The following is a 22,444-nucleotide window of genomic DNA, read 5'->3' on the forward strand; positions in this document are numbered from 1 at the left end:
CTGCAAGGGTGAGGCGAGTGGGTAACTCGCTCGTCTGAGCTTAACCCGCCGGTAACGAGCGCGCCAGCCCCCGAGTTTGTGATGTACGTCCCGACGCCCCACGCGCTTCTCTAGGCTCGGCGTCATGGACGAAGAGTTGCGATCACTCACGGAGCGTCTACGGAACGAGGCCGCAGGCTCGGCGGAGTACGACCGGCTCGTGGCGACCGAGGACGCCGACGCACTGGCGTCCGCGCTCACGGAGACCGGACAGCCGCTGTGGGCCAGGGAGTTGGTCGCCTTCCGGCTCGGGCTGGCCGGGGACCGGCGGGCCTTCGAGGCACTCGTCCTGCTGCTCAACCACCGCGACCCGCAGCGCTGCGCGTCCGCCGCGTACGCGCTGGCACGGCTCGGCGATCCGCGCACCGCCCGCGCGGCGGCGGCGCTCGCCACGAACGAGCTGCGCGTCGCCTACGCCCTCCATCCGATACGGCTGCTCGTCGAGCTGCGCGCCCCCGAGGCGGTGCCCGCGCTGATCACCACCCTGGAGCGCCGGCTGCGTCCGCACGACCCCTACCGGAGCGTGGCCCTCGCGTGCGTGCAGGGCCTCGGCGCACTGGGAGACGAGCGTGCGAGACCCGTACTGAGCGAGGCGCTGGCCCATCCGGCCCTCGCGGAGGCGGCGGTCCACGCACTGGCCCTGCTGCCCGCTCGGAAGGGGTAGGGCGGACCGGGAAGTGCGGGGTCGGCCGGACGGTGCGGGGTCGGCCGGACGGTGCGGGTCGGCCGGGGTGCGGGATCGCAGGGAAGGCGTGCGGGCGCTCGGTGGGAGCGGTGCCGGCCGGAGGGCGCCGGGACGGGACCGCCCGGAGCCTCGCGGGGACGTCGGCGGCTCAGGCGAGGGCGGTACCGGCCAGGGGGCGCGCGTAACGCACCTCGGGTATCGCGACACCGTCGACCTCGAAGGGCTCCTCTGCGCCGTCCGGTCCGAAACCCGATCGCTCGTAGAAACGGCGGGCCGGGGCGTTCTCCTTGAGGACCCACAGCAGCATCCGCTCGTGACCGGCCGCCGCGCACCGGGCGACGGACTCGGCGAGCAGAGCCCGCCCGATCCCGCTGCCGACCCGGTCGGGACACACGTAGATCGCGTACAACTCGATGTCGCCGGTGCGGACTTCACCGTCCCGGTACGGTCCGTGGCAGGCCCAGCCGACCAGCTCGCCCTGTCGCTCGGCGACCAGGTTCACCACATCGCCGTCGCCCCGCTCGAAGAACGCGCGCCGGCGCGCCGTGTCCTCGGCCACGCTGAGCCCGTCGAGGTACGACTGCGGTACCAGACCCTGGTACGCGCTCTGCCAGCCGCGCACACGGATCTCGGCGACGTGCGGGCAGTCGTCGAGGGTCATCTCGCGGATCACGAGCCCGTTCACTCGCACACCATCCCGTACGCGCTGCTCTCCCCGCCGTCCCCGTGGGGCGTCGGGGACGGCGGCGTGGCGGCGGGGACAGGCCCGTCGGGGGCGTGGACGCGCATCGGCTCGGTCATGGGTCCATGGTGGACCACGGGTCCGACAACGCCCCCGACGGGCCTTCGGCCGGCGGGGATCAGCCTCGGAAGCCGAGCAGCCCGTGCAGCGTCGAACCCCGCGAGGAGGAGGACGCGGCCTTCGCCTTCAGCGGCTCCGGGTCGGGCAGCTTCTTGCACACCGCGTCGGCCTCACCACTGCCGTGCGGCACCTTGCCCTCGGTCAGATACGCCGTCAGGTACTTGTCCAGGCAGGCGTTGCCGCTCAGCGTGATGCCGTGGTTCCCGCCGCCCTGCTCGACGACCAGACTGGAGCCGCGCAGCTTGCGGTGGACCGTGACACCGCCCTGGTACGGGGTGGCGGCGTCGTCCGTGGCCTGGAAGAGCAGCACCGGCGGCAGCGACTTGTTGGAGATGTCCACCGGCCGCAGCGAGCGCGTCGGCCAGAAGGCACAGGGCGCGTTGTACCAGGCGTTGTTCCACGCCATGAACGGCGCCTTCTCGTACACCGCCCAGTTGTCCTTGCGCCACTGGTTCCAGTCCCTCGGCCAGGACGCGTCACGGCACTGCACCGCGGTGTAGACGCTGTAGCCGTTGTCGCCCGAGGCGTCCACGGCACCGAAGTCCTCGTACGCCTGGACGAGCGAGTCGCTCTTCTTGCCGTTCGCGTAGTCCGAGAACGCCTGGGCGAGGTGGGGCCAGTAACCGTTGTAGTAGCCACCGGGGATGAAGGTGTCCTCCAGCTCGGAGGCGCCCACCTTCTTCTGTGCGGGCTTCTTGGCGAGCGCGTCGCGCATCGCGTACCACTTGGCCTCGACCTTGGCCGGGTCGGTGCCCAGCTTGTAGGTCGCGTCGTGCTTGGCGATCCACGCCAGGAAGGCCTTCTGGCGGTCGTCGAAGGCGTAGTCCTGCCCGAGGTTGTCGTCGTACCACACGCCGACGGGGTCGACGATGGAGTCCAGGACCAGGCGGCGTACGCGCTGAGGGTAGAGCTTCGCGTACACGGCGCCCAGGTAGGTGCCGTACGAGTAGCCGAAGTAGTTGATCTTCTTGGCCCCGAGCGCGCCGCGGATCGAGTCCATGTCGCGGACGGCGTTGACCGTGTCGATGTACGGCAGCAGGCTCGCGTACTTCTTGCCGCACGCCGTGGCGAAGGCCTTGGCGCGGTCGAGGTTGGCCTTCTCCAGGGCCGGAGTGGCGGGCACCGAGTCGGGGCGGACAGGGGCGAAGTGCCCCGGCTTGCAGTCCAGGGCGGGCTCGCTCTTGCCGACGCCGCGCGGGTCGAACCCGATGACGTCGTACTGCGCGGCCACCGACTTCGGCAGCGAGGAGGCGACGAATCCGGCCAGGGTGAGTCCGCTGCCGCCGGGGCCGCCCGGGTTCACCAGCAACGGTCCCTGGGACTTCGCGGCGGTGTGCGGGACGCGCGAGAGGGCGAGGGTGATCTTCCGCCCGTCGGGGTGCGAGTGGTCCAGCGGCACCTTCACCGACGCGCACTGGAGCGTCGGATAGTCGCTGGTCGCACACTTCTTCCAGGTGAGCTTGGCGGTCTGGGTGGTGCGCGGTGCGGTCGCGGAGCCGGCGCTCGCGTCGGCCGGGATCGACGTGATCATCCCGGCCACCACGGCGGCTGCCCCGCACAGAGCAGCTGCGCGTTTCTTCATAAGGCCTCCCAGGACGGAGGTTTTGAGCCGTGCACGCCACGGCCTTCGCCGCATCGTGCCGGAAAGGGAGGCCGGAGGAACCGGTTCTGACAAGACTTGACCCGATTGAGCCGCGGGATCGCTCGGATGCCGTCAGAAGTGTTCACGGACGCCTATGGACCGGTCCTGGGAGTTCATGCGGCACGGGTGGCGCGCCGCGCGGTCGTCACAGCAGCGTCAGCTGGGTCGGCTCGGAAGCCACGGATTCGGGAGCGGCCGGTTCGGGGGCGGCGACCCTGCGCGGCATCCCCGCGCGCGTGGGGCCGATGCCGTACTCCTGCGCCAGCTCGTGCACCTGACGGGTGATCCGGCGCTGGTACCACTTCGGGGCGTAGGCGCCCTCCGCGTACAGACGCTCGTAGCGGCGGACCAGGTACGGGTGGTGCCGTTCCAGCCAGGCCATGAACCACTCGCGGGCGCCGGGCCGGAGGTGGAGGACCAGTGGGGTCACGGACGTGGCCCCCGAGGCGGCGATCGCGCGGACGGTGGCGCGCAGCTGAGCGGGGTGGTCGCCGAGGAACGGGATGACGGGCGCCATCAGCACACCGCAGCCGATGCCGTGGTCCGTCAGGGTGCGCACCACGTCCAGGCGGCGTTCCGGAGCCGGGGTGCCCGGCTCGACCGTGCGCCACAGCTCGGTGTCGGTGAAGCCCACCGAGACGGAGATGCCGACGTCGGTCACCTCGGACGCCTGCCTGAGCAGGTCGAGGTCGCGCAGGATCAGCGTGCCCTTGGTCAGGATCGAGAAGGGGTTCGCGTGGTCGCGCAGGGCCGCGATGATGCCGGGCATCAGCCGGTAGCGGCCCTCGGCCCGCTGGTAGCAGTCGACGTTGGTGCCCATCGCGATGTGCTCGCCGTGCCAGCGGCGCGAGGCGAGCTGGCGGCGCAGCAGGTCCGGCGCGTTGACCTTCACCACGATCTGGGAGTCGAAGTCGAGCCCGGTGTCGAGGTCCAGATAGCTGTGGGTCTTGCGCGCGAAGCAGTACACGCACGCGTGCGTGCACCCCCGGTAGGGGTTGACCGTCCACTCGAAGGGCATGCGCGAAGCCCCCGGCACCCGGTTCACGATCGATCGCGCCCAGATCTCGTGAAAGGTGATCCCGCGGAACTCGGGGGTGTCGAACGTACGGGTGGTCACCGCGTCCGCGCCGAACAGCGCGGCGTCGCGGGCCGGGTCCCCGGCGGGGTCCACGGTGAGGTTCTCCCAGCGCATGGCGCCTCCTCGGTAGCACTGACCACAGAATAGAACACATGTTCCCTTGATCGTGCGACCGGATACCTGCATCGCCCGGGAGGCCCCGCCCGGCCCCGATTTGGGCGGCCGGGCCGCCTGGTGGTTGGCTGGCCGCACACCCCGAGGAACCAAGTGCTGGAGGAAGTGCAATGGCGCAGGTCGAGGCCACGACGGAGCGGGTCATCGCGGCGGACGCGGAGGCGGTGTTCGACGCGCTGGCCGACTACACCGGCACGCGCGCGAAGCTGCTGCCGGAGCACTTCAGCGAGTACGAGGTGCGCGAGGGCGGCGACGGCGAGGGCACCCTCGTCCACTGGAAGCTGCAGGCCACCAGCAAGCGCGTCCGCGACTGCCTGCTCGAGGTGAGCGAGCCCACCGACGGCGAGCTCGTCGAGAAGGACCGCAACTCCTCGATGGTCACCACCTGGCGTGTCACGCCGGCGGGCGAGGGTTCGTCCCGTGTCGTGGTCACCACCGTCTGGAACGGCGCGGGCGGCATCGGCGGCTTCTTCGAGAAGACCTTCGCGCCCAAGGGTCTCGGGCGGATCTACGACGCGGTGCTCGTCAGGCTCGCGACCGAGACCGAGAAGAAGTAGCGGTCCCAGGGCGTAGGCGTCCGGCCCAAGGGGCCGCGCTCCAGGGCCCGTTGCGGTCCTCACCGTTTCGGGTGGATCTCCCTGTCGCGCGACGTCGTGCCGTAACTCGTCGCGCTTGCTCGCAGTTGTCGCGATAAGCGGCAATTGTGCGGTGGGCGCGACGAGGGGAGCGGCACGTGGGCGGGATCACTCTGGTGCAGGACGAGCCGGGTACCGCACCCCCGAAGGACGCCGTGGAGGCGGTCGCCCGGCCCGCCGAACTCGACTCGCGCCAGATCCGTCTGGTCTTCTTCGGGCTGATGCTCGCCCTGCTGCTGGCCGCCCTGGAGCAGATGATCGTGGCCACCGCGCTCCCGAAGATCGTCGGGGAGCTGCACGGCCTGGACAAGATGTCCTGGGCGATCACGGCCTACCTGCTCACCTCCACCGTCGGACTCCCGGTCTACGGCAAGTTCGGCGATCTCTTCGGCCGCAAGGGCGTCTTCCAGTTCGCGATCGTCGTCTTCGTCATCGGCTCGGCACTCGCCGGCCGGTCGCGCACCATGGACCAGCTGATCGCCTTCCGCGCGCTCCAGGGCGTCGGCGCGGGCGGTCTCCTCATCGGCGTGCAGGCGATCATCGCGGACATCGTGCCGCCCCGCCGACGCGGCCGTTTCATGGGGCTGATCGGGGCCGGGTTCGGCCTGGCGTCCGTCGCGGGCCCCCTGCTGGGCGGCTACTTCACCGACCACCTGTCCTGGCGCTGGTGCTTCTACATCAACGTGCCGTTCGGGCTGCTCACGCTGGCCGTCGTCACCGTCGTGCTGAAACTGCCGAAGCCCGAGGCCAGAGGACGCATCGACGTCCTCGGTGTGCTCCTGCTCGCCGCCGCGTCCACCTGCCTGGTGCTGCTGACCAGTTGGGGCGGCACGGAGTACGCCTGGGGTTCACGGGTCATCCTCGGACTCGGAGCCGGCGCGCTCATGGCGACACTGCTGTTCCTCGTGGTCGAGAGCGTCGCGCCCGAACCCCTCATCCCGCTACGGCTGTTCAAGGACGGCGTGTTCAACGTCACGGCGCTGGTGGGACTGGTCATCGGCGTCGCCCTCTTCGGCGCCGCCAGCTATCTGCCCACCTTCCTGCAGATGGTCGACGGGGCCAGCGCCACCGAATCGGGACTCCTGATGCTCCCGATGATGGGCGGCATCGTCGGCGCGTCCATCGTCTCCGGGCAGCTCATCAGCCGTACCGGCCGCTACAAGCCCTATCCGCTCCTCGGCAGCGCCCTCTCCGTCGTCGGCATGTGGCTGCTGTCCCGCCTCGAAGCCGACACGCCCCGGCTGCACTACAGCATCTGGATGGCCGTCCTCGGCGCCGGCATCGGCCTGGTGATGCCGGTCCTGGTCCTCGCCGTCCAGAACTCCGTGCCCCCGGCCGACCTCGGCACCGCGACGAGCGCCAACAACTACTTCCGGCAGATCGGCGGCAGCGTCGGGGCCGCCGTCTTCGGCACCCTGTTCGCCCACCGGCTCGCCGACGCCCTCGCCGAGCGCCTGCCCACGCGCGGGCAGGACGCCCTCGGGGACTCCGAGTCCCTCACCCCGCAGCTCGTCCACGCGATGCCCGCCGCCCTGCGCGACGACTACATCGGGGCCTACGCGGACGCCATGCCGCGGATCTTCCTCTACCTCGTCCCGGTGCTCGCCCTCGGCCTGGCCATCGCCTTCTTCCTCAAGGAGAAACCCCTGGTGTCCCACAACGCCCCCGCCGCCGAACCGGAAACCTCCCGCACCACCGCCCACATCCCGCCGGGCCGTTCGCCGTACCCCGCCGGAGTCCCCGTCTGCGGCACGGTGCAGCACCCCGACGGCACCGTCGTACCGCGCGCCGCGCTCACGCTCATCGACGTCGCGGGAGCCCAGATCGGACGCGGCGCCAGCGGCGAGGACGGACGGTACGCACTGTCGACGCCGGGATCCGGCTCGTACGTCCTGATCGCCGCGGCCGGCGGCCACCAGCCGCAGGCCGTCTCGGTGACCGTCGGCGAACGTCCCGTGGAGCTGGACGTCGTGCTCGGCGGCGCGGGACGCCTCGCCGGCAGTGTGCTCACCGCGGACGGCACCCCGGTACGGGAAGCCACCGTCACCCTCACCAATGTGCACGGCGAGGTGGTGGCCACCACCCGCAGCGGGCGCGAAGGCGGCTACGTCATGACGGAGTTGGTGGCGGGCGAGTACACCCTCGCCGCCAGCGCTCCCGCGTTCCGCCCGGCCGCGCTCCCCGTCTCCGTCCAGGCCGCCCGCGAGACCCGCCAGGACGTCGAGCTCGCGGGCGGTGCCGTGCTGCGCGGGACGGTACGGGCGGGCGGCGGACGCCCTGTCGAGGACGCCCGCGTGACCCTCCTGGACGCCGCGGGCAACGTGGTGGACACCCTGACCACCGGCGCGGACGGAACGTTCCGGTTCGTCGACCTGTCCTCCGGTGAGTACACCGTCATCGCCGCGGGCTACCCGCCGGTGGCGACCGTGCTCCAGGTCGCCGGGGGAGGCCGGACGGAACGGGACCTGCAACTGGGACACGAAGACTGACGCGGGTCGGCGCGGGCCGACACGGACGCGCGGCCGCGGGAGCGCCCGGCCGCGGGCCCGGGCAGCGGACTCGGCGGTCCGGTAGCGCCTCAGGACGGCGCGACGGAGCACGCCCGCGGACCCGGGCAGCTGAGTCGGCGGCGCATCCGGGTGGCGCGACGGAGCACGCCCGGCGGACCACGCGCCGGAGCCGCCCCCGGAGAGGTCAATTCCCGTATTGACACACATCATGACGGGAGCCCGCCGTACGGTAAGGGGGGCGGCACAGATCTTGCGGAGCCGTGGGGAGAGAGGGCCTGGGCCATGGACCGTGGCACCGAAGTGGGCACGACTCCCAGCCGCGGAGCTGGGAACGGCACGGCGGACCACACCGCCGTCGGCCGCATCCCTCTGGCCGTCGTCCTCGTGGACCGCGGTGGACTCGTATCCCACTGGAGCACCGGTGCCAGGCGCCTGTTCGGCACCCCCAAGGAAGACGCGGTGGGCCGTCTCGCCGCGGACCTGCTGCCCGTCTCCGGCGCACTGCCTGAGGACGACGACGCCGCTCCCTACGGGGCCTACGCGGCCTACGACGGCCTCGGCCCCGGCCTGGAGACGTCCCTCGACGGACGGCTCGCCTACCCGGCCGCCGGGCGGGCCCGGCTCAGCGCCGACGACGGCGACCGGATCGACGTCCTGTGGTGGGCGTACCCGCTGGTGGGCCCCGGACGCGAACGCCTCCTGGTGCTCGCCGCCGACGCGGCCGCACTCCGCCTCGGCGACCAGGGCGACCCCGCCCACCCGGACGGCCACCCCGTGGCCGGCGCGGGTATCGAGCGCATCGCGCCCGGCTTCGCCCTGCACACCGACTTCCCCGGCGCGGAGGAACTGGCCCGCCGGCTCCCCGAGATCCTGCCCAGCATGAGCGTCGGCGAGAGTGCCCGCATCGTCGCGCAGGTCCTCGAACTGGGCTATCCCGTCCTGGAGTTCAGCCAGAACGACCGGGTGCCCGTCACCCCCGACTGGGGCGTCCCCCGGCGCGCCGAGCGCAAGGCGCGCCGCGCGCGGGCCGCCCGGGCCGCCGCCTCCGGCGAGCCCGTGCCGCAGGACGACCAGGACGAGGGCACGGACCTCGAATACGTCGCGGTGCGCGAGAGACTGGAGTTCCTCAACGAAGTCAGCGGACGCATCGGCACCTCCCTCGACCTGGCGCAGACCATCCTGGAGGTCAGCCGGGCCGTCGTGCCCCGCTTCACCGACGTGGCGGGCACCTACCTGCGCGAACAGGTCGTCGCGGGCGAGGGGTTCCACGACGGCGTGCCGGACACCACCACCATGTGGCACCGCGTCGCCCTGGAGCACACCGACGAGCCGGGCCGCTGGGACGACGTCGTACCCGTCGGCGAGGCCATGCCCTTCCCCGCCCACACCCCGTTCTTCCAGTGCATGACCACCGGTGAGCCCGTGCTCGTGCCGCGCATCAGCGAGCAGATGGGCCACATGATCGCCGCGCAGTTCGAGAAGCGCGACATCCGACCGCTCATCACCGGCCGGTCCATGCTGGTCGTCCCCCTGAAGGCCCGCAACGTGGTCCTCGGGTTCATGATCCTGCTGCGCCACCCCGAGCGCATCGAGTTCAACGACATGGACCGCGTCACCGGAGCCGAACTCGCCGCCCGCGCAGGCCTCGTGCTGGACAACGCCCGCATGTACACCTACCAGGAGAGCGTCGCCGAGACCCTCCAGGAGAGCATGCTGCCGCACATCGCGCCCCGCATGGCCGGATGCGACATCGCGACCCGCTACCTGCCCGGCACGCTCCTCGGCCGCGTCGGCGGCGACTGGTTCGACTCCGTGAAGCTGCCCGGCTCCCGCACCGCACTGGTCGTCGGTGACGTCATGGGGCACGGCCTCAACTCCGCCGCGATGATGGGCCAGTTGCGCACCGCCGTGCAGACCATGGCCGCGCTCGACCTGCCGCCCGCCCAGCTCCTGCGCAATCTCGACGACCTCGCCCAGCGACTCGGCGACACCTACCTGGCGACGTGCCTGTACGCCGTCTACGACCCCATCGCCGGTGAGCTGGAGATCGCCAACGCGGGCCACATCCCGCCCGTCCTCGTGCACGCCGGGGACGGGCGCAGCGAGCTGCTCGACCTGCCGACCGGTGCGCCCATCGGAGTCGGCGGAGTCCCCTTCGAGTCGGTACGCGTGCGCGTGACGCCCGGCGACCGGCTCGTGATGTGCACCGACGGTCTGGTCGAGGTCCGCGGCGAGGACATCGGCGTGGGCCTCGCCACGCTCTGCGAATCCGCCGCGCACCCCGCCGCGTCCATGGACGACGCCTGCGACACCATCATCCGCTCCCTCAACACCCGCGGCGGACGCAAGGACGACGTGGCCCTCCTGATGGCCCGCCTCAACGGCATCGAGCCCGAGGACGTCGCCGAATGGCGCCTCGCGCTCGACCCGGTGGAGGTCGGCAGGGCGCGCGCGGTGGTCCGCGAACAGCTGCACGCGTGGGACCTGGGCGGACTGACCGACAACGCCGAGCTGATGGTCGGCGAGCTGGTCACCAACGCCGTGCGCCACGCGCACAGCCGGCGCATCGAGCTGCGGCTGGTGCGCGGCGACACCCTGCTGTGCGAGGTGGCCGACGACGACCACACACTGCCGACGCTGCTCAGCGCCGGGCCCGCCGACGAGTGCGGGCGCGGACTGCGCGTCGTCAGCACCCTGGCCCGCGAGTGGGGGGCCAGCCGGACCGGCGCGGGCAAGTCCGTCCGGTTCGAACTGACCCTGCCACGGCGGCGCTGAACGGCGGCGCAGGCGGCCACCGGGCGGGGGCGCGCGAAGTGCGCCGGGGGTACGCGGACCGAAAGTGGCGTGAAGGAACGCGCCGTCCGCTTGTCGCCGTGCGCCGGGCGCGATAGACCGATCTCGCCTGCCAGGTCCCGGCGGGCTGCGGTCGCGACCCGGGGAGCGGGCATGAGTGTGACGAGTCGGTACAGGCAGGCCTGGGAGAGCTTCTGGCAGGAGGCGCCCGACGAACCCGGAGCGGTCTTCTGGGACGCCGAGCCCGCCCTCACCGCCGGTGTCCATCTCGCCCTGCTCGAACCCCACTTGGCGGCCCGGGACCTGCCCGTCGTGGACCTCGGCTGCGGCAACGGCACCCAGACGCGCTTCCTCGCCGACCGCTTCCCGCACGTCGTCGGCGCCGACCTGTCGGCGGCCGCGCTCGACCACGCACGCCAGGCCGACCCGGCGGGTCAGGCCGGCTACCGGCAGCTCGACGCCGCGGAGAAGACCGAGGCGCAGACCCTGCACGCGGAGCTCGGCGACGCCAACGTCTACATGCGCGGAGTCCTCCACCAGGCCGAGCCGGACGACCGGCAGCCGCTGGTGGACGGGCTGGCGACGCTGGTGGGGGAGCGTGGCCGGGTCTTCCTCGTCGAACTCGCCGAAGCCGCGGGAGCCGTGCTGCGCGGTCTGGCGCAGGGCGCCGACGGCCCGCCCGCCAAGCTGGCTCCGGTGTTCCGGCACGGCATCGCCCCCGGTGAGGTCGCGGATGCCGCCGTCCCGGAGTATCTGCGCGCAGCCGGCCTCACGGTCCTGGCGAACGGTGAACTCCCGCTCGTCACGACCGAGTACAGGGCGGACGGCACGCGCATCGAACTTCCGTCGAAATGGCTGGTGGCGGGGCGTACCGGGTGACGTCAGTGGTCTGGACCGGTGAGAGTTGTCCACAGGCTCTGCCGGGTCCGGGCCGAAGCGCGTACGGTTTCGAGTCATGAAGATCCTCATCAGCGCCGACATGGAGGGCGCCACGGGAGTGACCTGGCCGGCCGACGTGCTGCCGGGGACCGAGCAGTGGGAGCGATGCCGCTCACTGTTCACCTCCGACGTCAACGCGGCCGTGCTCGGCTTCTTCGACGGCGGCGCCGACGAGGTGCTGATCAACGAGGCGCACTGGACCATGCGCAATCTCCTGCTGGAGCGGCTCGACGAGCGGGCACAGATGCTCACCGGGCGGCACAAGTCGCTGTCCATGGTGGAGGGCGTGCAGCACGCCGACGTGGACGGCATCGCCTTCGTCGGATATCACGCGGGCGCCGGAATGGAGGGAGTCCTCGCGCACACCTACCTGGCGAACTCCATCACGGGGGTGTGGGTGAACGACGTCCGCGCCAGCGAAGGCCTGCTCAATGCCCATGTAGTCGCCGAGTACGGAGTGCCGGTCGTCCTCGTCACCGGCGACGACGTGGCCTGCGAGGACGCGCTCGGTTACGCGCCGGAGGCATTGAAGGTCGCCGTCAAGGACCACGTCTCGCGCTATGCGGCGGTGTGCCGCACACCCGCCAGGACCGCCGCGGACATCCGGGCCGCCGCCAAGGAGGCGGCGGCGCTGGCGGTGCGTCACGAACCCGTCGTCGGCGGCCCGTTCACCGTGGCGCTGGAGTTCGACGCCGAGCATCTGTCGATGGCCGCCACGGTCGTGCCCGGTGTCGATCGCATCGGGGAGCGCAAGGTGGCCTACACCAGCGACACCATGTACGAGGGGATTCGCACCTTCAAGGCGGTCACCACGATCGTCTCGGCCGCGGTGGAGGAGCAGTATGGCTGACGCACAGGCACTCGACGAGGTCGTGAGGTTCACCTCCGAGCTCATCCGTATCGACACGACCAACCGCGGCGGAGGCGACTGCCGGGAGCGCCCGGCCGCCGAGTACGCCGCGGCGTTGCTCGCGGAAGCGGGTCTGGAGCCCACGCTGCTGGAGCGCACCCGCGGACGGACGAACGTCGTCGCGCGCATCGAGGGCACCGACCCGTCCGCCGACGCCCTGCTCGTGCACGGCCATCTCGACGTCGTGCCCGCGCAGGCGGAGGACTGGAGCGTGCACCCGTTCTCCGGCGAGGTCCGCGACGGTGTCGTCTGGGGGCGCGGCGCCGTCGACATGAAGAACATGGACGCGATGATCCTGGCCGTCGTCCGCGAGTGGGCGCGCACCGGCGTGCGTCCGCGCCGCGACATCGTCGTCGCCTTCACCGCCGACGAGGAGGCGAGCGCCGAGGACGGCTCGGGCTTCCTCGCCGATCAGCACCCCGGGCTCTTCGAGGGGTGCACCGAGGGCGTCAGCGAGTCGGGGGCGTTCACCTTCCACGACGGAGCGGGCCGGCAGCTCTATCCGATCGCCGCGGGCGAGCGGGGCACCGGCTGGCTCAAGCTCACCGCGCGCGGGCGCGCCGGGCACGGCTCGAAGGTGAACCGGAGCAACGCGGTGACCCGGCTGGCCGCGGCGATCACCCGCATCGGGGAGTACGAGTGGCCGCTGCGGCTCACCCCGACCGTGAGCGCGGCCCTGACGGAACTGGCCGCCCTGTACGGCGTGGACGCCGACCTGGACGACGTGGACGGCCTCCTCGGCAAGCTCGGACCGGCCGCCGCGCTCGTCGAGGCCACCGTGCGCAACAGCGCCAACCCGACCATGCTGGAAGCCGGTTACAAGATCAACGTGATCCCGGGTGAGGCCGTCGCCTATGTCGACGGCAGATATCTCCCGGGCGGCGAGGACGAGTTCCGCACGACCTTGGACCGACTCACCGGACCCGATGTCGAGTGGGAGTTCCACCACCGGGAGGTGGCCCTCCAGGCACCGCTGGACTCCGCGACGTACGCGAAGATGCGCGCGGCCGTCGAGGAGTTCGCACCCGAGGGGCATGTGGTGCCGTACTGCATGTCCGGCGGCACGGACGCCAAGCAGTTCTCGCGCCTCGGGATCACCGGATACGGCTTCGCCCCGCTGAAGCTTCCGGAGGGCTTCGACTACCAGGCCCTGTTCCACGGCGTGGACGAGCGCGTCCCGGTCGAGGCGCTCCATTTTGGTGTCCGCGTCCTCGACCGCTTTCTGCGCACGGCCTAGGGGGACGGCATGCAGACCTTGGCGTACGGATCGTGGCCCTCGCCCATCGACGCGACACTGGCAGCGGCGCACGACGGCCACCCCGAGTTCGTGGGTTTCGTCGGTGACGAGGCCTGGTGGACCGAGCCCCGCCCCGAGGAGGGCGGGCGCCGCACGCTCGTCCGCCGCCGGGCGGACGGCACGGAGGAGTCCCTGCTGCCGGCCCCGTGGAACGTGCGCAGCCGCGTCATCGAGTACGGCGGACAGCCGTGGGCCGGGGTCATGCGCCCCGAGGGACCCCTGACGGTGTTCGTCAACTTCGCCGACCAGCGGCTCTACCGGCACGAACCGGGCGGCACACCCACGCCGTTGACCCCTCTCTCCACGGTCGGCGGCGGACTGCGCTGGGTGGACCCGCAGTTGCGGCTGGAGCGCGGCGAGGTGTGGTGCGTCCTGGAGGAGTTCACCGGGGAGGGCCCCTCCGACGTACGGCGGGTGCTCGCCGCCGTACCGTTGGACGGGTCGGCCGCCGAGGACCGCGACGCCGTCCGGGAACTGAGCGACGGGCGGCACCGGTTCGTCACCGGGGCGCGCCTCTCGCCGGACGGCCGCCGGGCGGCCTGGCTCGCCTGGGACCACCCCCGGATGCCGTGGGACGGGACGGAGGTGATCCTCGCCGACGTGGCCGAGGACGGCACCCTGAACGCCGCGCGGTCCGTCGCCGGAGGTCCCGAGGAGTCCGTGGTCCAGGCCGACTGGGCACCCGACGGCAGCCTGCTGTACGCGAGCGACCGCACCGGCTGGTGGAATCTGTACCGCCTGGACCCGGACGGCGGCCCGGTGGCGCTGTGCCCGCGCGAGGAGGAGTTCGGCGGTCCGCTGTGGCGCGTCGGACACCGCTGGTTCGCCCCGCTGGAGACCGGCCTGATCGCCGTCGTACACGGGCGCGGCGCCACCGCCCTCGGCGTCCTGGACCCGGAGACCGGTGAGGTGGTCGACGCGGCCGGCCCCTGGACCGAGTTCGCGCCCACCCTCGCCGTGCACGGCAGCAGGATCATGGGCGTCGGGGCCAGCCCCCGCAGCGCCTACGAGGTCGTCGAGCTGGACGCCCGCACCGGCCGCGCCCGGGTGACCGGTGCCCGGCACGAGGACCCGGTGGACCCCGCGTACTACCCGGAGCCGCAGATCCGCTCCTTCACCGGTCCCGCGGGGCGCGAGATCCACGCCCACATCTACCCGCCGCACCACCCCGGCCACGTGGCCGCGGGCGACGAGCTGCCGCCGTACGTCGTCTGGGCGCACGGCGGACCCACCGGCCGGGCACCCCTCGTCCTCGACCTGGAGATCGCCTACTTCACCTCCCGCGGGATCGGCGTCGCCGAGGTCAACTACGGCGGATCGACGGGCCACGGGCGGGAGTACCGCAACCGGCTGCGCGAGCAGTGGGGCGTCGTTGACGTCGAGGACTGCGCGGCCGTCGCACTGGCTCTGGCCGCGGAGGGCACCGCCGACCGCGGCCGGCTGGCCATCCGCGGCGGCAGCGCGGGCGGCTGGACCACAGCGGCCTCCCTGGCGAGCACCGACGTGTACGCCTGCGGCACGATCATCTACCCGATCCTCGACCTCGCGGGCTGGGCCACGGGGGAGACCCACGACTTCGAGTCGCGGTATCTGGAGAGCCTGGTCGGCCCGATCGCCGAGGTGCCCGGCCGGTACGCGGAGCGGTCGCCCACCGAGCACGCCGACCGGATCACCGCGCCGTTCCTGCTGCTCCAGGGGCTCGACGACGCGATCTGTCCTCCCGTGCAGTGCGAGCGGTTCCTGGCCAGTCTGGAGGAGCACGGCCGCCGCGTCCCGCACGCCTACATCGCCTTCGAGGGCGAGGGGCACGGCTTCCGGCGGGCCGAGACGATGGTGCGGGTCCTGGAGTCCGAACTCTCGCTGTACGCCCAGGTCTTCGGACTGCACCCGCCCGGTGTCCCGACCCTGGAGCTTGCCAAGTGACACCCCTCAGCCAGGAACCGGAGCACGCCGAGTGACCACCACCGAGCCCCTGACCCGACCCGCACGACTCGCCCCCGGGGCGCGTGTCGCCGTCGTCGCGCCCAGCGGCCCCATCCCCGAGGAGCGGCTCCAGGCGGGCCTGGACATTCTGCGCGGCTGGCATCTCGACCCCGTGGTGGCACCCCATGTCCTCGACCGTCACCCCGACTTCGCCTATCTGGCGGGCACGGACGCCGACCGGGCCGCCGACTTCCAGGCCGCCTGGTGCGACCCGGACGTGTCCGCGGTGCTGTGCGCCCGCGGAGGATACGGCGCGCAGCGCATGATCGACCTGCTCGACTGGGACGCCATCCGCGCCGCGGGGCCCAAGGTCTTCCTCGGGTTCAGCGACATCACCGCGCTGCACGAGGCGTTCGCGACCCGAGTGGGCCTCGCGACCCTTCAGGGCCCGATGGTGGCGGGCATCGACTTCCTGAAGAACGCGCGGGCGCAGGAACATCTGCGGGCCACCCTCTTCGAGCCCGAGTCGGTGCGGACCATCGCCTCGGGCCGCGGCACCGCGCTGGTGCCGGGGCGCGCCCGGGGAGTCACCCTCGGCGGCTGCGTGTCCCTGCTGGCCGCCGGCCTCGGCACCCCGCACGCGCGTCCTTCCGCCCGGGGAGGGCTCCTGCTGATCGAGGACATCGGCGAGGAGGCGTACCGACTGGACCGCATCCTGACGCAGCTGCTGCGCGCCGGATGGCTCGACGGGGTCGCCGGGATCGCCCTCGGATCCTGGGAGGACTGCGGTCCCTACGAAGAGGTGCGCGCGGTGTTCGCCGACCGGCTCGGCGGTCTCGGCGTGCCCGTGGCCGAGCACTTCGGCTTCGGGCACTGCGAGGGCGCGCTCACCACACCCTTCGGACTTCCGGCCGAACTCGACGCCGAGGCAGGGACGTTGACGCTGGACGAACCCGCCCTGGCCTGAAGCTCCCGGGCCGCGTCCGCGACCGCCGTGACCGACGGTCGCGGACGCGGCCTGTTCACTGAATCTCCGTCAACACCATGCAGCACGGTGATTGACCTCCGTCTGACACGTGTCACAGCATGACTTCCGGCCGGTACTTACCGGTCGGTAGTCGTTTCGCGCTCATTCGGGTCGTCCTCACCGTGGAGGTCCATGTGTCCCGTCGCCCGCGAGTACCCGGATCCCGCCCCCGGCGATCCCGTGTCCCGCTCGCCCTGGCTCTCGGAGCCGCGCTCACGGCTCCGCTCGCGTTCACCGCACCCGCGTCCGCCGCGCCCGTCCCGTACTCCGTCACCGCGCTCACGTTCACGGTCGAGGCTGGCGGGCGCACCTGCACGATCGACGCCGATCTGTACCGGCCCGCGGGTGTGGACCGGGACCACCCCGCACCCGCCGTGCTCGCCACCAACGGCTTCGGCGGCAGCAAGTCGGACGGTTCGACGGACGCGATCGGCAAGGCCTTCGCCGCCCGTGGCTATGTGGGACTCGTCTACTCCGGGCTCGGCTTCGGCAGGTCCGGGTGCCTGATCTCCCTCGACGACCCGCGCATCGACGGCGTGGCGGCCTCCCGGCTGGTCGACTTCCTCGCCGGCACACGCGCCGCGGACGACGGCACACGGGCCGACTACGTGGCACGGGACGGCAAGGCCGATCCCCGCGTCGGCATGATCGGAGGCTCGTACGGCGGCGCCGTCCAGATGGCCACCGCCGCGGTGGACCACCGCGTCGACGCGCTCGTCCCCCTCATCACCTGGCACGACCTCGCGTACTCCCTCGACCCCAACAACGCGGTCGGGGCGAGCGAGGTGCCCGGCGCTTTCAAATGGCAGTGGGCCAACGGCTTCTACCTGATCGGCGAGACCCAGCCGCTGACCGAACCGAACCTGGACCCCTCTCGCATCAACAACCTGACCTGCCTGCACTTCGTGAGCGACGCCTGCCGGACGGTGCGGACCCTCAACTCGGGCAGCTACCCGGCGGCCAGGACCGGGCCGCTGCTGGAGTACGCCCGCAGCGTCTCGCCCGTCTCCTATCTGCGGGGCGTACGCGCGCCGACCCTCCTCGTGCAGGGCCAGTCCGACAGCCTGTTCAACCTCAACGAGGCGACGGCGACGTACAAGGCGCTCAAGGCCCAGGGCACCACGACCAGGATGATCTGGCAGTCGTGGGGGCACAGCGGCGGGCTCACCGACCCGGCGAGCGGCGAACTCAATCTGTCACAGGGCAACTTGGAGACGAGTTACGTCGGCAAACGGATCCTCGCCTGGTTCGACCGCTATCTGAGGCACCGTGAGAACACCGACACCGGACCCGCGTTCGCGTACTACCGCGACTGGATCGCCGACCCCGCTCACACCTACGCGACGGCCGGCCGGCTGCCCTCGCTCAACCGCACGCTCTACCTGTCCGGTGACGGCAAGCTCGTCGACGACCGCAAGAAGGTCGCGCGCGCCGGCCGGGAGTACCGCAACCTGCCGCTGCCCACGAGCCACTCCGAGAGCTCCCTCGCCGGGGTCGTCGGACTGCCCGACCCGGCGCCGTACGACACACCGGGCACCTATCTCGGCTGGACCAGCGAACCGCTGCCCCGCGCGGTCGACGTGGTCGGAGCGCCCCGGGCCACGCTGAAGGTCGTCTCACCGAGGACGGAGCGTGTGCAGGACTCCGGCGACGCCGCGGACAGACTGGTCCTCTTCGCCAAGCTCTACGACGTGGCGCCCGACGGCACGAAGACGCTGGTGCACCGCCTGGTGGCACCGGTGCGGGTGCCGGACGTCACGCGACGCTTCACCGTCTCGCTGCCGGGGATCGTGCACCGGTACGAGGCGGGACACCGGCTCCGGTTCGTCGTCGCCGCCAGCGACGACGCCTACTTCGGGAACAAGGGGGTGAAGCCGGTGACCGTCACCAGCTCACCGGGGGACACCGGAGTACTGGAGCTGCCGGTCGTCGGGGACTGACGCGGGGACCGACGGAACCCGGCGACCGGCCAGGGTGACCCGTGACCGGGGGCGGTCACGGGTCACCCGTAGGAACGTCCCACCGCGCGTGCCGCGAGCGCGCCGCCCATGCTGGGCGCATGAGCCCGAAGACCTCCGAGAGCGCGGGCGGGAACGGCAGCGGCGGCGGCCCGGCGACCCCCGGCAGGATCAGCATCGCGGCCCTGGCCCTGCTCACCCTGATCTTCGTCTTCGAGAACAGGCACAGCACGAAGATCCGGCTGCTCGGCCCGGAGGTGACCATGCCGCTGTGGATGGCCCTCCTCGGCACCGGCGCGATCGGCGGGCTCTGCGGCGCGTACGCCGTCAGGAAGCGCCGGAGCTGAAACACCCGTTCGCGTAAGGTGGCGGAATGCCTGACTACCTCGCCGAAGGCCCTCGTGTGGGCATACGCCACTTCACCCACGAGGACGGCGCGGAGTTCACCGCCCGGGCCCGCGAGAGCAAGGAACTGCACCAGCCCTGGCTCTTCCCGCCCGACAGCGCCGACGCCTACGCCCGGTACGCGGGACGGCTCATCGACGATCCGACGAAGGCCGGCTTCCTCGTCTGCGAACGCGACCACGGGGGCATCGCCGGGTTCATCAACATCAACAACATCGTCGAGGGCGGCTTCCTGTGCGGCGCGCTGGGGTACGGCGCCTTCGCGCACGCCGCGGGCCGCGGGCTGATGGCCGAGGGGCTCGACCTCGTCGTGCGGTACGCCTTCGGCGCGATGGGGCTGCACCGACTGGAGATCAACGCGCAGCCGGGCAACGCCGGCTCCCTCGCGCTCGCCCGGAAGTGCGGTTTCCGACTGGAGGGCTTCTCGCCGGACTTCATCCGCATCGACGGGGTCTGGCGGGACCACGAGCGCTGGGCGATCACGGCGGAGATGGTCTCTTCCCGCCCGGCGGACGCCGGGAGAGGATGAGCCCATGCGCACCATCGTGGTCCTCGACGCGCCCTCCAACCTGGGCCTGCGGCCCCCGGCGCCGGGCACCGTCCCCGGCTGCTACAAGCTCGCCGGCGCCCTGCGCGAGCAGCGCATCGTGCAGCGGCTCGGCGCCCTGGAGGGCGGTGTCGTCGTCCCGCCGCGCTACGACCGGGGCGACTGGCAGGAGGGCGACGGCGTCTTCAACGCCGCCGCCATCGCCGCGTACACCGTCAAGCTCGCCGACCGCGTCGAGCACCATGTCCGCGCCGGTGACCTGCCCGTCGTCCTGGGCGGCGACTGCTCCATCCAGCTGGGCGCGTCGCTCGCGCTGCGCCGCATCGGCCGCTACGGACTCGCCGCCGTCGACGGATCCGCGGACTTCCGCCACCCCGGCAACTCCGACCGGATCGGCGCCGCGGGCGGCGAGGAACTCGCCCTGGCCACCGGCCGGGGCCAGGACGACCTGACCGACCTGGAGGGGCTGCGGCCCTATCTGCGCGACGAGGACGTACGGCTCTTCGGCATCCGCGACTACGACACCGAGCGGGACGAGCTCGCCGCGCTGAAGATCCCTTCGGTGACCGTCGGAGAACTGCGCGAGTGGGGTGCCGACGCCCTCGCGCGGGCCACCGTGCAGACCCTCGAACAGCCGCACCTCGACGGCTTCTGGGTGCACCTCGACGCCGACTGCCTCGACCCGTCGGTGATGCCCGCCGTGGACAGCCCCGACCCCGACGGACTGCTCCCCGACGAACTCCTCGCCCTGCTGCGCCCCTTGGTGCGCTCCCCGCACTGCGTCGGCCTCAACGTCACCATCTACGACCCCGACCTGGACCCGGACGGCACGGCGGGGCAGTTGCTCGCCGACATCGTCGTCGCCGCCTTTGCGGAATCCTGACCGCATTCTTGCGAGCACAGCCCCTGGTCACTTCCCGCAGGACCATGTTCCATGGTCATCGTGACGACGATCCGACGTGACGTACTGACGCTCCCGGCGGCGGACCTGGGTCCCAGCAATCCGCTGCCTCCGCTGCTGACCCTCGACGAGGCGCATCGCATCGACGAGCGGGACCGCGAGGGCCTGCCGCGCGACATGGCCCGGCAGATCGGCTACGAGCCCCTGCACAGCGTCCTGCCGGAGCGCATCCGGGACGGATACGGCAGGGCGCGCGCGCCCCGCGAACTCGACGCCGTCGTCATCGAGAACGACCGGCTGCGCGCCACCGTGCTGCCCGGCCTCGGCGGCCGGATCGTCTCGCTCCTGCACAAACCCACCGAGCGTGAACTCCTCTACCGCAACCCGGTGGTGCAGCCCGCCTGCTTCGCCCTCAACGGCGCCTGGTTCTCCGGCGGCATCGAGTGGAACATCGGCGCCACCGGCCACACCACCCTGTCCTGCTCACCCCTCCACGCCGCCCGCGTGCCCGCCCCCGACGGCGGCGAGATGCTGCGCCTGTGGGAGTGGGAGCGACTGCGGGACCTCCCCTTCCAGGTCGATCTGTGGCTGCCGGACGGCTCCGACTTCCTGTACGTCGGCGTCCGCGTGCGCAATCCGCACGAGCGGCCCGCGCCCGTGTACTGGTGGTCCAACATCGCGGTCCCCGAGGAGCGCAGGGTCCTGGCGCCGGCCGACGAGGCCTGGCACTTCGGGTACGAGCGCCGGCTGCGGCGCATACCGGTGCCGTCGTACGACGACGCCGACCGGACGTACCCGCTCAACAGCCACTTCCCGGCCGACTTCTTCTACGAGGTGCCCGACGGGCAGCGCCGCTGGATCGCGGCGGTCGACGAGGCGGGCGACGCGCTCGTGCAGACCTCGACCGACCTGCTGCGCGGACGCAAGCTGTTCGTGTGGGGCTCGGGACCGGGCGGGCGGCGCTGGCAGGAGTGGCTCACCGAGCCCGGGACCGGCGGCTACTGCGAGATCCAGGCCGGACTGGCGCGCACGCAGCTCGAACACGTACGGCTGGAGGCGGAGAGCGAGTTCTCCTGGCTGGAGGCCTACGGGCCGCTGACCGTGGGAGCCGAAGCGGCGCACGGCGAGGACTGGGCGGCGGCGCGTGCGGAGGCCGAGTCCCGGCTGGAGGACGTCCTGCCGCGCCGGGACGTCGACGCCGCGTACGCCGCCTGGCTGCCGCACGCCGACACCGACCCCGGCGAGGTGCTCGCCGTCGGATCGGGCTGGGGAGCGCTGGAGGTCCTGCGGTCCGCCCACAAGCTGCCCGGCACGCCGTTCGAGGAGTCCACGCTCGGCGAGGCGCAGGCCCCCTGGCTCGAACTCCTGCGCACCGGAGCGTTTCCCGAGCCCCGGCGGGTCGGGCCGCCCGGTGAGACGCTGGTCGCCCCGCACTGGCGGGACATGCTGGAGACGGCTCCGGCCGTGCCGCTGGCCGAGTACCACCTCGGGGTGGCCCAGTGGCACGCCGGCGACTCGGCGCAGGCCGTGCGCAGTTGGGAGCGTGCCCTCGAACTCGCCCCGTCCCTGTGGCCCTTGCTCCGCTGTCTGGCCGTCGCCGACGCGCAGGCGGGCAACAAGGAGCGGGCCGCCGACCGGTACGTCGAGGCGTTCGACGACCTGTGCCGCGAGCGGCGGGACTCCGGGGAGGTGTGGACCGCGGTGACGACCGCGCTGGGGCGGGAGGCCGTGGAGGCGCTCCTCGCGGTTCGGCGGACCCGTCAGGCGCGGTCCGTGTGGGAGCGGCTCGGGTCCGGCACCCGCGCGCGGGGCAGGTTCCGTCTGATCGAGGCGCAGCTGCTGCTCGCCGAGGGGGACGTGCCCGCGGCCCGCGCCGTCTTCGACGAGGGGTTCGAGGTGGCCGACCTGCGGGAGGGCGCCGAGGTGATGTCCCAGGTGTGGGCCCGCCTGACCGACGATCCGCTGCCGGCGCGGTACGAGTTCCGCATGCGGCCGCCCACGGACTGAACGGCCGGAGGCGCGCGCCCCGGATCTCCGCCGGGGGCTCCGTCAGTACCGGAGCCCCCGTGGGGCCGGTCGGACCCGCACCGGAGCCGCGGTGGGGCCGGTTGGACCCGCA

Annotated in this window: 17 protein-coding genes; 14 read left to right on the forward strand and 3 right to left on the reverse strand. The window is 72.2% G+C overall.

The genetic code is table 11. From position 1 onward, the window contains the following. Positions 1-124 precede the first annotated feature (124 nt). Positions 125-703 (forward strand): adenylosuccinate lyase, encoded by a 579-nt coding sequence (locus BKI49_RS30965; protein ID WP_095937582.1) that lies wholly within the window; start codon positions 125-127, stop codon positions 701-703. Between the two features lie 169 nt (positions 704-872). On the opposite strand, the gene BKI49_RS30970 is transcribed toward BKI49_RS30965, so the two are convergent. The 3 genes from BKI49_RS30970 to BKI49_RS30980 all read right to left on the reverse strand — a co-directional run bounded on the left by BKI49_RS30970 (position 873) and on the right by BKI49_RS30980 (position 4,420). Continuing rightward, a complete protein-coding gene (locus tag BKI49_RS30970; RefSeq protein WP_095937649.1) occupies positions 873-1,385 on the reverse strand; it encodes a GNAT family N-acetyltransferase in 513 nt (170 codons plus the stop codon). A gap of 199 nt (positions 1,386-1,584) precedes the next feature. After that, positions 1,585-3,168, reverse strand: a complete 1,584-nt coding sequence (locus BKI49_RS30975) for an alpha/beta hydrolase (protein WP_095937583.1) — start codon at positions 3,166-3,168, stop codon at positions 1,585-1,587. Positions 3,169-3,373: 205 nt separating this feature from the next. Further along, the gene (locus BKI49_RS30980; protein ID WP_095937584.1) at positions 3,374-4,420 is read right to left on the reverse strand and encodes an Rv2578c family radical SAM protein; all 1,047 of its coding nucleotides are present in this window, start codon (positions 4,418-4,420) and stop codon (positions 3,374-3,376) included. Positions 4,421-4,590: 170 nt separating this feature from the next. On the opposite strand from BKI49_RS30980, the gene BKI49_RS30985 reads away from it, so the two are divergent. The 13 genes from BKI49_RS30985 to BKI49_RS31045 all read left to right on the forward strand — a co-directional run bounded on the left by BKI49_RS30985 (position 4,591) and on the right by BKI49_RS31045 (position 22,332). Beyond that, positions 4,591-5,037 (forward strand): SRPBCC family protein, encoded by a 447-nt coding sequence (locus tag BKI49_RS30985; RefSeq protein ID WP_095937585.1) that lies wholly within the window; start codon positions 4,591-4,593, stop codon positions 5,035-5,037. A 176-nt stretch (positions 5,038-5,213) separates the two neighbouring features. Beyond that, entirely contained in the window at positions 5,214-7,604 is a 2,391-nt protein-coding gene (locus tag BKI49_RS30990; protein ID WP_095937586.1) for an MFS transporter, read from the forward strand. A gap of 303 nt (positions 7,605-7,907) precedes the next feature. Continuing rightward, complete coding sequence (locus BKI49_RS30995; protein WP_095937587.1) at positions 7,908-10,400, forward strand: SpoIIE family protein phosphatase; 2,493 nt, start codon at positions 7,908-7,910, stop codon at positions 10,398-10,400. Positions 10,401-10,571: 171 nt separating this feature from the next. Then, positions 10,572-11,297: a class I SAM-dependent methyltransferase gene (locus BKI49_RS31000; protein ID WP_095937588.1), complete on the forward strand. Its 726-nt coding sequence runs from the start codon at positions 10,572-10,574 to the stop codon at positions 11,295-11,297. A 76-nt stretch (positions 11,298-11,373) separates the two neighbouring features. Continuing rightward, on the forward strand, positions 11,374-12,207 hold the full coding sequence (locus tag BKI49_RS31005) for a M55 family metallopeptidase (RefSeq protein ID WP_095937589.1): 834 nt from the start codon (positions 11,374-11,376) through the stop codon (positions 12,205-12,207). Next, positions 12,200-13,504 (forward strand): M20/M25/M40 family metallo-hydrolase, encoded by a 1,305-nt coding sequence (locus BKI49_RS31010; RefSeq protein ID WP_095937590.1) that lies wholly within the window; start codon positions 12,200-12,202, stop codon positions 13,502-13,504. Before BKI49_RS31005 ends, BKI49_RS31010 begins: the two co-directional genes overlap by 8 nt. A gap of 9 nt (positions 13,505-13,513) precedes the next feature. After that, complete coding sequence (locus tag BKI49_RS31015; protein WP_095937591.1) at positions 13,514-15,487, forward strand: prolyl oligopeptidase family serine peptidase; 1,974 nt, start codon at positions 13,514-13,516, stop codon at positions 15,485-15,487. Between the two features lie 31 nt (positions 15,488-15,518). Beyond that, positions 15,519-16,454: a S66 peptidase family protein gene (locus BKI49_RS31020; RefSeq protein WP_095937592.1), complete on the forward strand. Its 936-nt coding sequence runs from the start codon at positions 15,519-15,521 to the stop codon at positions 16,452-16,454. Between the two features lie 182 nt (positions 16,455-16,636). Beyond that, positions 16,637-18,454 carry a CocE/NonD family hydrolase gene (locus BKI49_RS31025; protein ID WP_373557612.1) on the forward strand — a complete coding sequence of 606 codons (1,818 nt, stop codon included), beginning with the start codon at positions 16,637-16,639 and terminating at the stop codon, positions 18,452-18,454. A 119-nt stretch (positions 18,455-18,573) separates the two neighbouring features. Continuing rightward, positions 18,574-18,819, forward strand: coding sequence for a LapA family protein (locus BKI49_RS31030; protein WP_095937594.1), 246 nt, complete (start codon positions 18,574-18,576; stop codon positions 18,817-18,819). Positions 18,820-18,845: 26 nt separating this feature from the next. Continuing rightward, positions 18,846-19,406 (forward strand): GNAT family N-acetyltransferase, encoded by a 561-nt coding sequence (locus tag BKI49_RS31035; protein ID WP_095937595.1) that lies wholly within the window; start codon positions 18,846-18,848, stop codon positions 19,404-19,406. Positions 19,407-19,410: 4 nt separating this feature from the next. Next, positions 19,411-20,307 (forward strand): arginase family protein, encoded by an 897-nt coding sequence (locus tag BKI49_RS31040; protein ID WP_095937596.1) that lies wholly within the window; start codon positions 19,411-19,413, stop codon positions 20,305-20,307. Positions 20,308-20,358: 51 nt separating this feature from the next. After that, the gene (locus BKI49_RS31045; protein WP_095937597.1) at positions 20,359-22,332 is read left to right on the forward strand and encodes a DUF5107 domain-containing protein; all 1,974 of its coding nucleotides are present in this window, start codon (positions 20,359-20,361) and stop codon (positions 22,330-22,332) included. Positions 22,333-22,444: the final 112 nt, after the last annotated feature.

Source organism: Streptomyces sp. Tue6028 (assembly GCF_002300165.1).
In the GTDB taxonomy this organism is placed as follows: Bacteria; Actinomycetota; Actinomycetes; order Streptomycetales; family Streptomycetaceae; genus Streptomyces; species Streptomyces siamensis.

Excerpts from the sequence above, each read along its gene's own strand:
- BKI49_RS30965 (WP_095937582.1), top strand. The coding sequence starts at position 125 with ATGGACGAAGAGTTGCGATCACTCACGGAGCGTCTACGGAACGAGGCC.
- BKI49_RS30970 (WP_095937649.1), bottom strand. The coding sequence starts at position 1,385 with ATGACCCTCGACGACTGCCCGCACGTCGCCGAGATCCGTGTGCGCGGC.
- BKI49_RS30975 (WP_095937583.1), bottom strand. The coding sequence starts at position 3,168 with ATGAAGAAACGCGCAGCTGCTCTGTGCGGGGCAGCCGCCGTGGTGGCC.
- BKI49_RS30980 (WP_095937584.1), bottom strand. The coding sequence starts at position 4,420 with ATGCGCTGGGAGAACCTCACCGTGGACCCCGCCGGGGACCCGGCCCGC.
- BKI49_RS30985 (WP_095937585.1), top strand. The coding sequence starts at position 4,591 with ATGGCGCAGGTCGAGGCCACGACGGAGCGGGTCATCGCGGCGGACGCG.
- BKI49_RS30995 (WP_095937587.1), top strand. The coding sequence starts at position 7,908 with ATGGACCGTGGCACCGAAGTGGGCACGACTCCCAGCCGCGGAGCTGGG.
- BKI49_RS31000 (WP_095937588.1), top strand. The coding sequence starts at position 10,572 with ATGAGTGTGACGAGTCGGTACAGGCAGGCCTGGGAGAGCTTCTGGCAG.
- BKI49_RS31005 (WP_095937589.1), top strand. The coding sequence starts at position 11,374 with ATGAAGATCCTCATCAGCGCCGACATGGAGGGCGCCACGGGAGTGACC.
- BKI49_RS31010 (WP_095937590.1), top strand. The coding sequence starts at position 12,200 with ATGGCTGACGCACAGGCACTCGACGAGGTCGTGAGGTTCACCTCCGAG.
- BKI49_RS31015 (WP_095937591.1), top strand. The coding sequence starts at position 13,514 with ATGCAGACCTTGGCGTACGGATCGTGGCCCTCGCCCATCGACGCGACA.
- BKI49_RS31030 (WP_095937594.1), top strand. The coding sequence starts at position 18,574 with ATGAGCCCGAAGACCTCCGAGAGCGCGGGCGGGAACGGCAGCGGCGGC.
- BKI49_RS31035 (WP_095937595.1), top strand. The coding sequence starts at position 18,846 with ATGCCTGACTACCTCGCCGAAGGCCCTCGTGTGGGCATACGCCACTTC.
- BKI49_RS31040 (WP_095937596.1), top strand. The coding sequence starts at position 19,411 with ATGCGCACCATCGTGGTCCTCGACGCGCCCTCCAACCTGGGCCTGCGG.
- BKI49_RS31045 (WP_095937597.1), top strand. The coding sequence starts at position 20,359 with ATGGTCATCGTGACGACGATCCGACGTGACGTACTGACGCTCCCGGCG.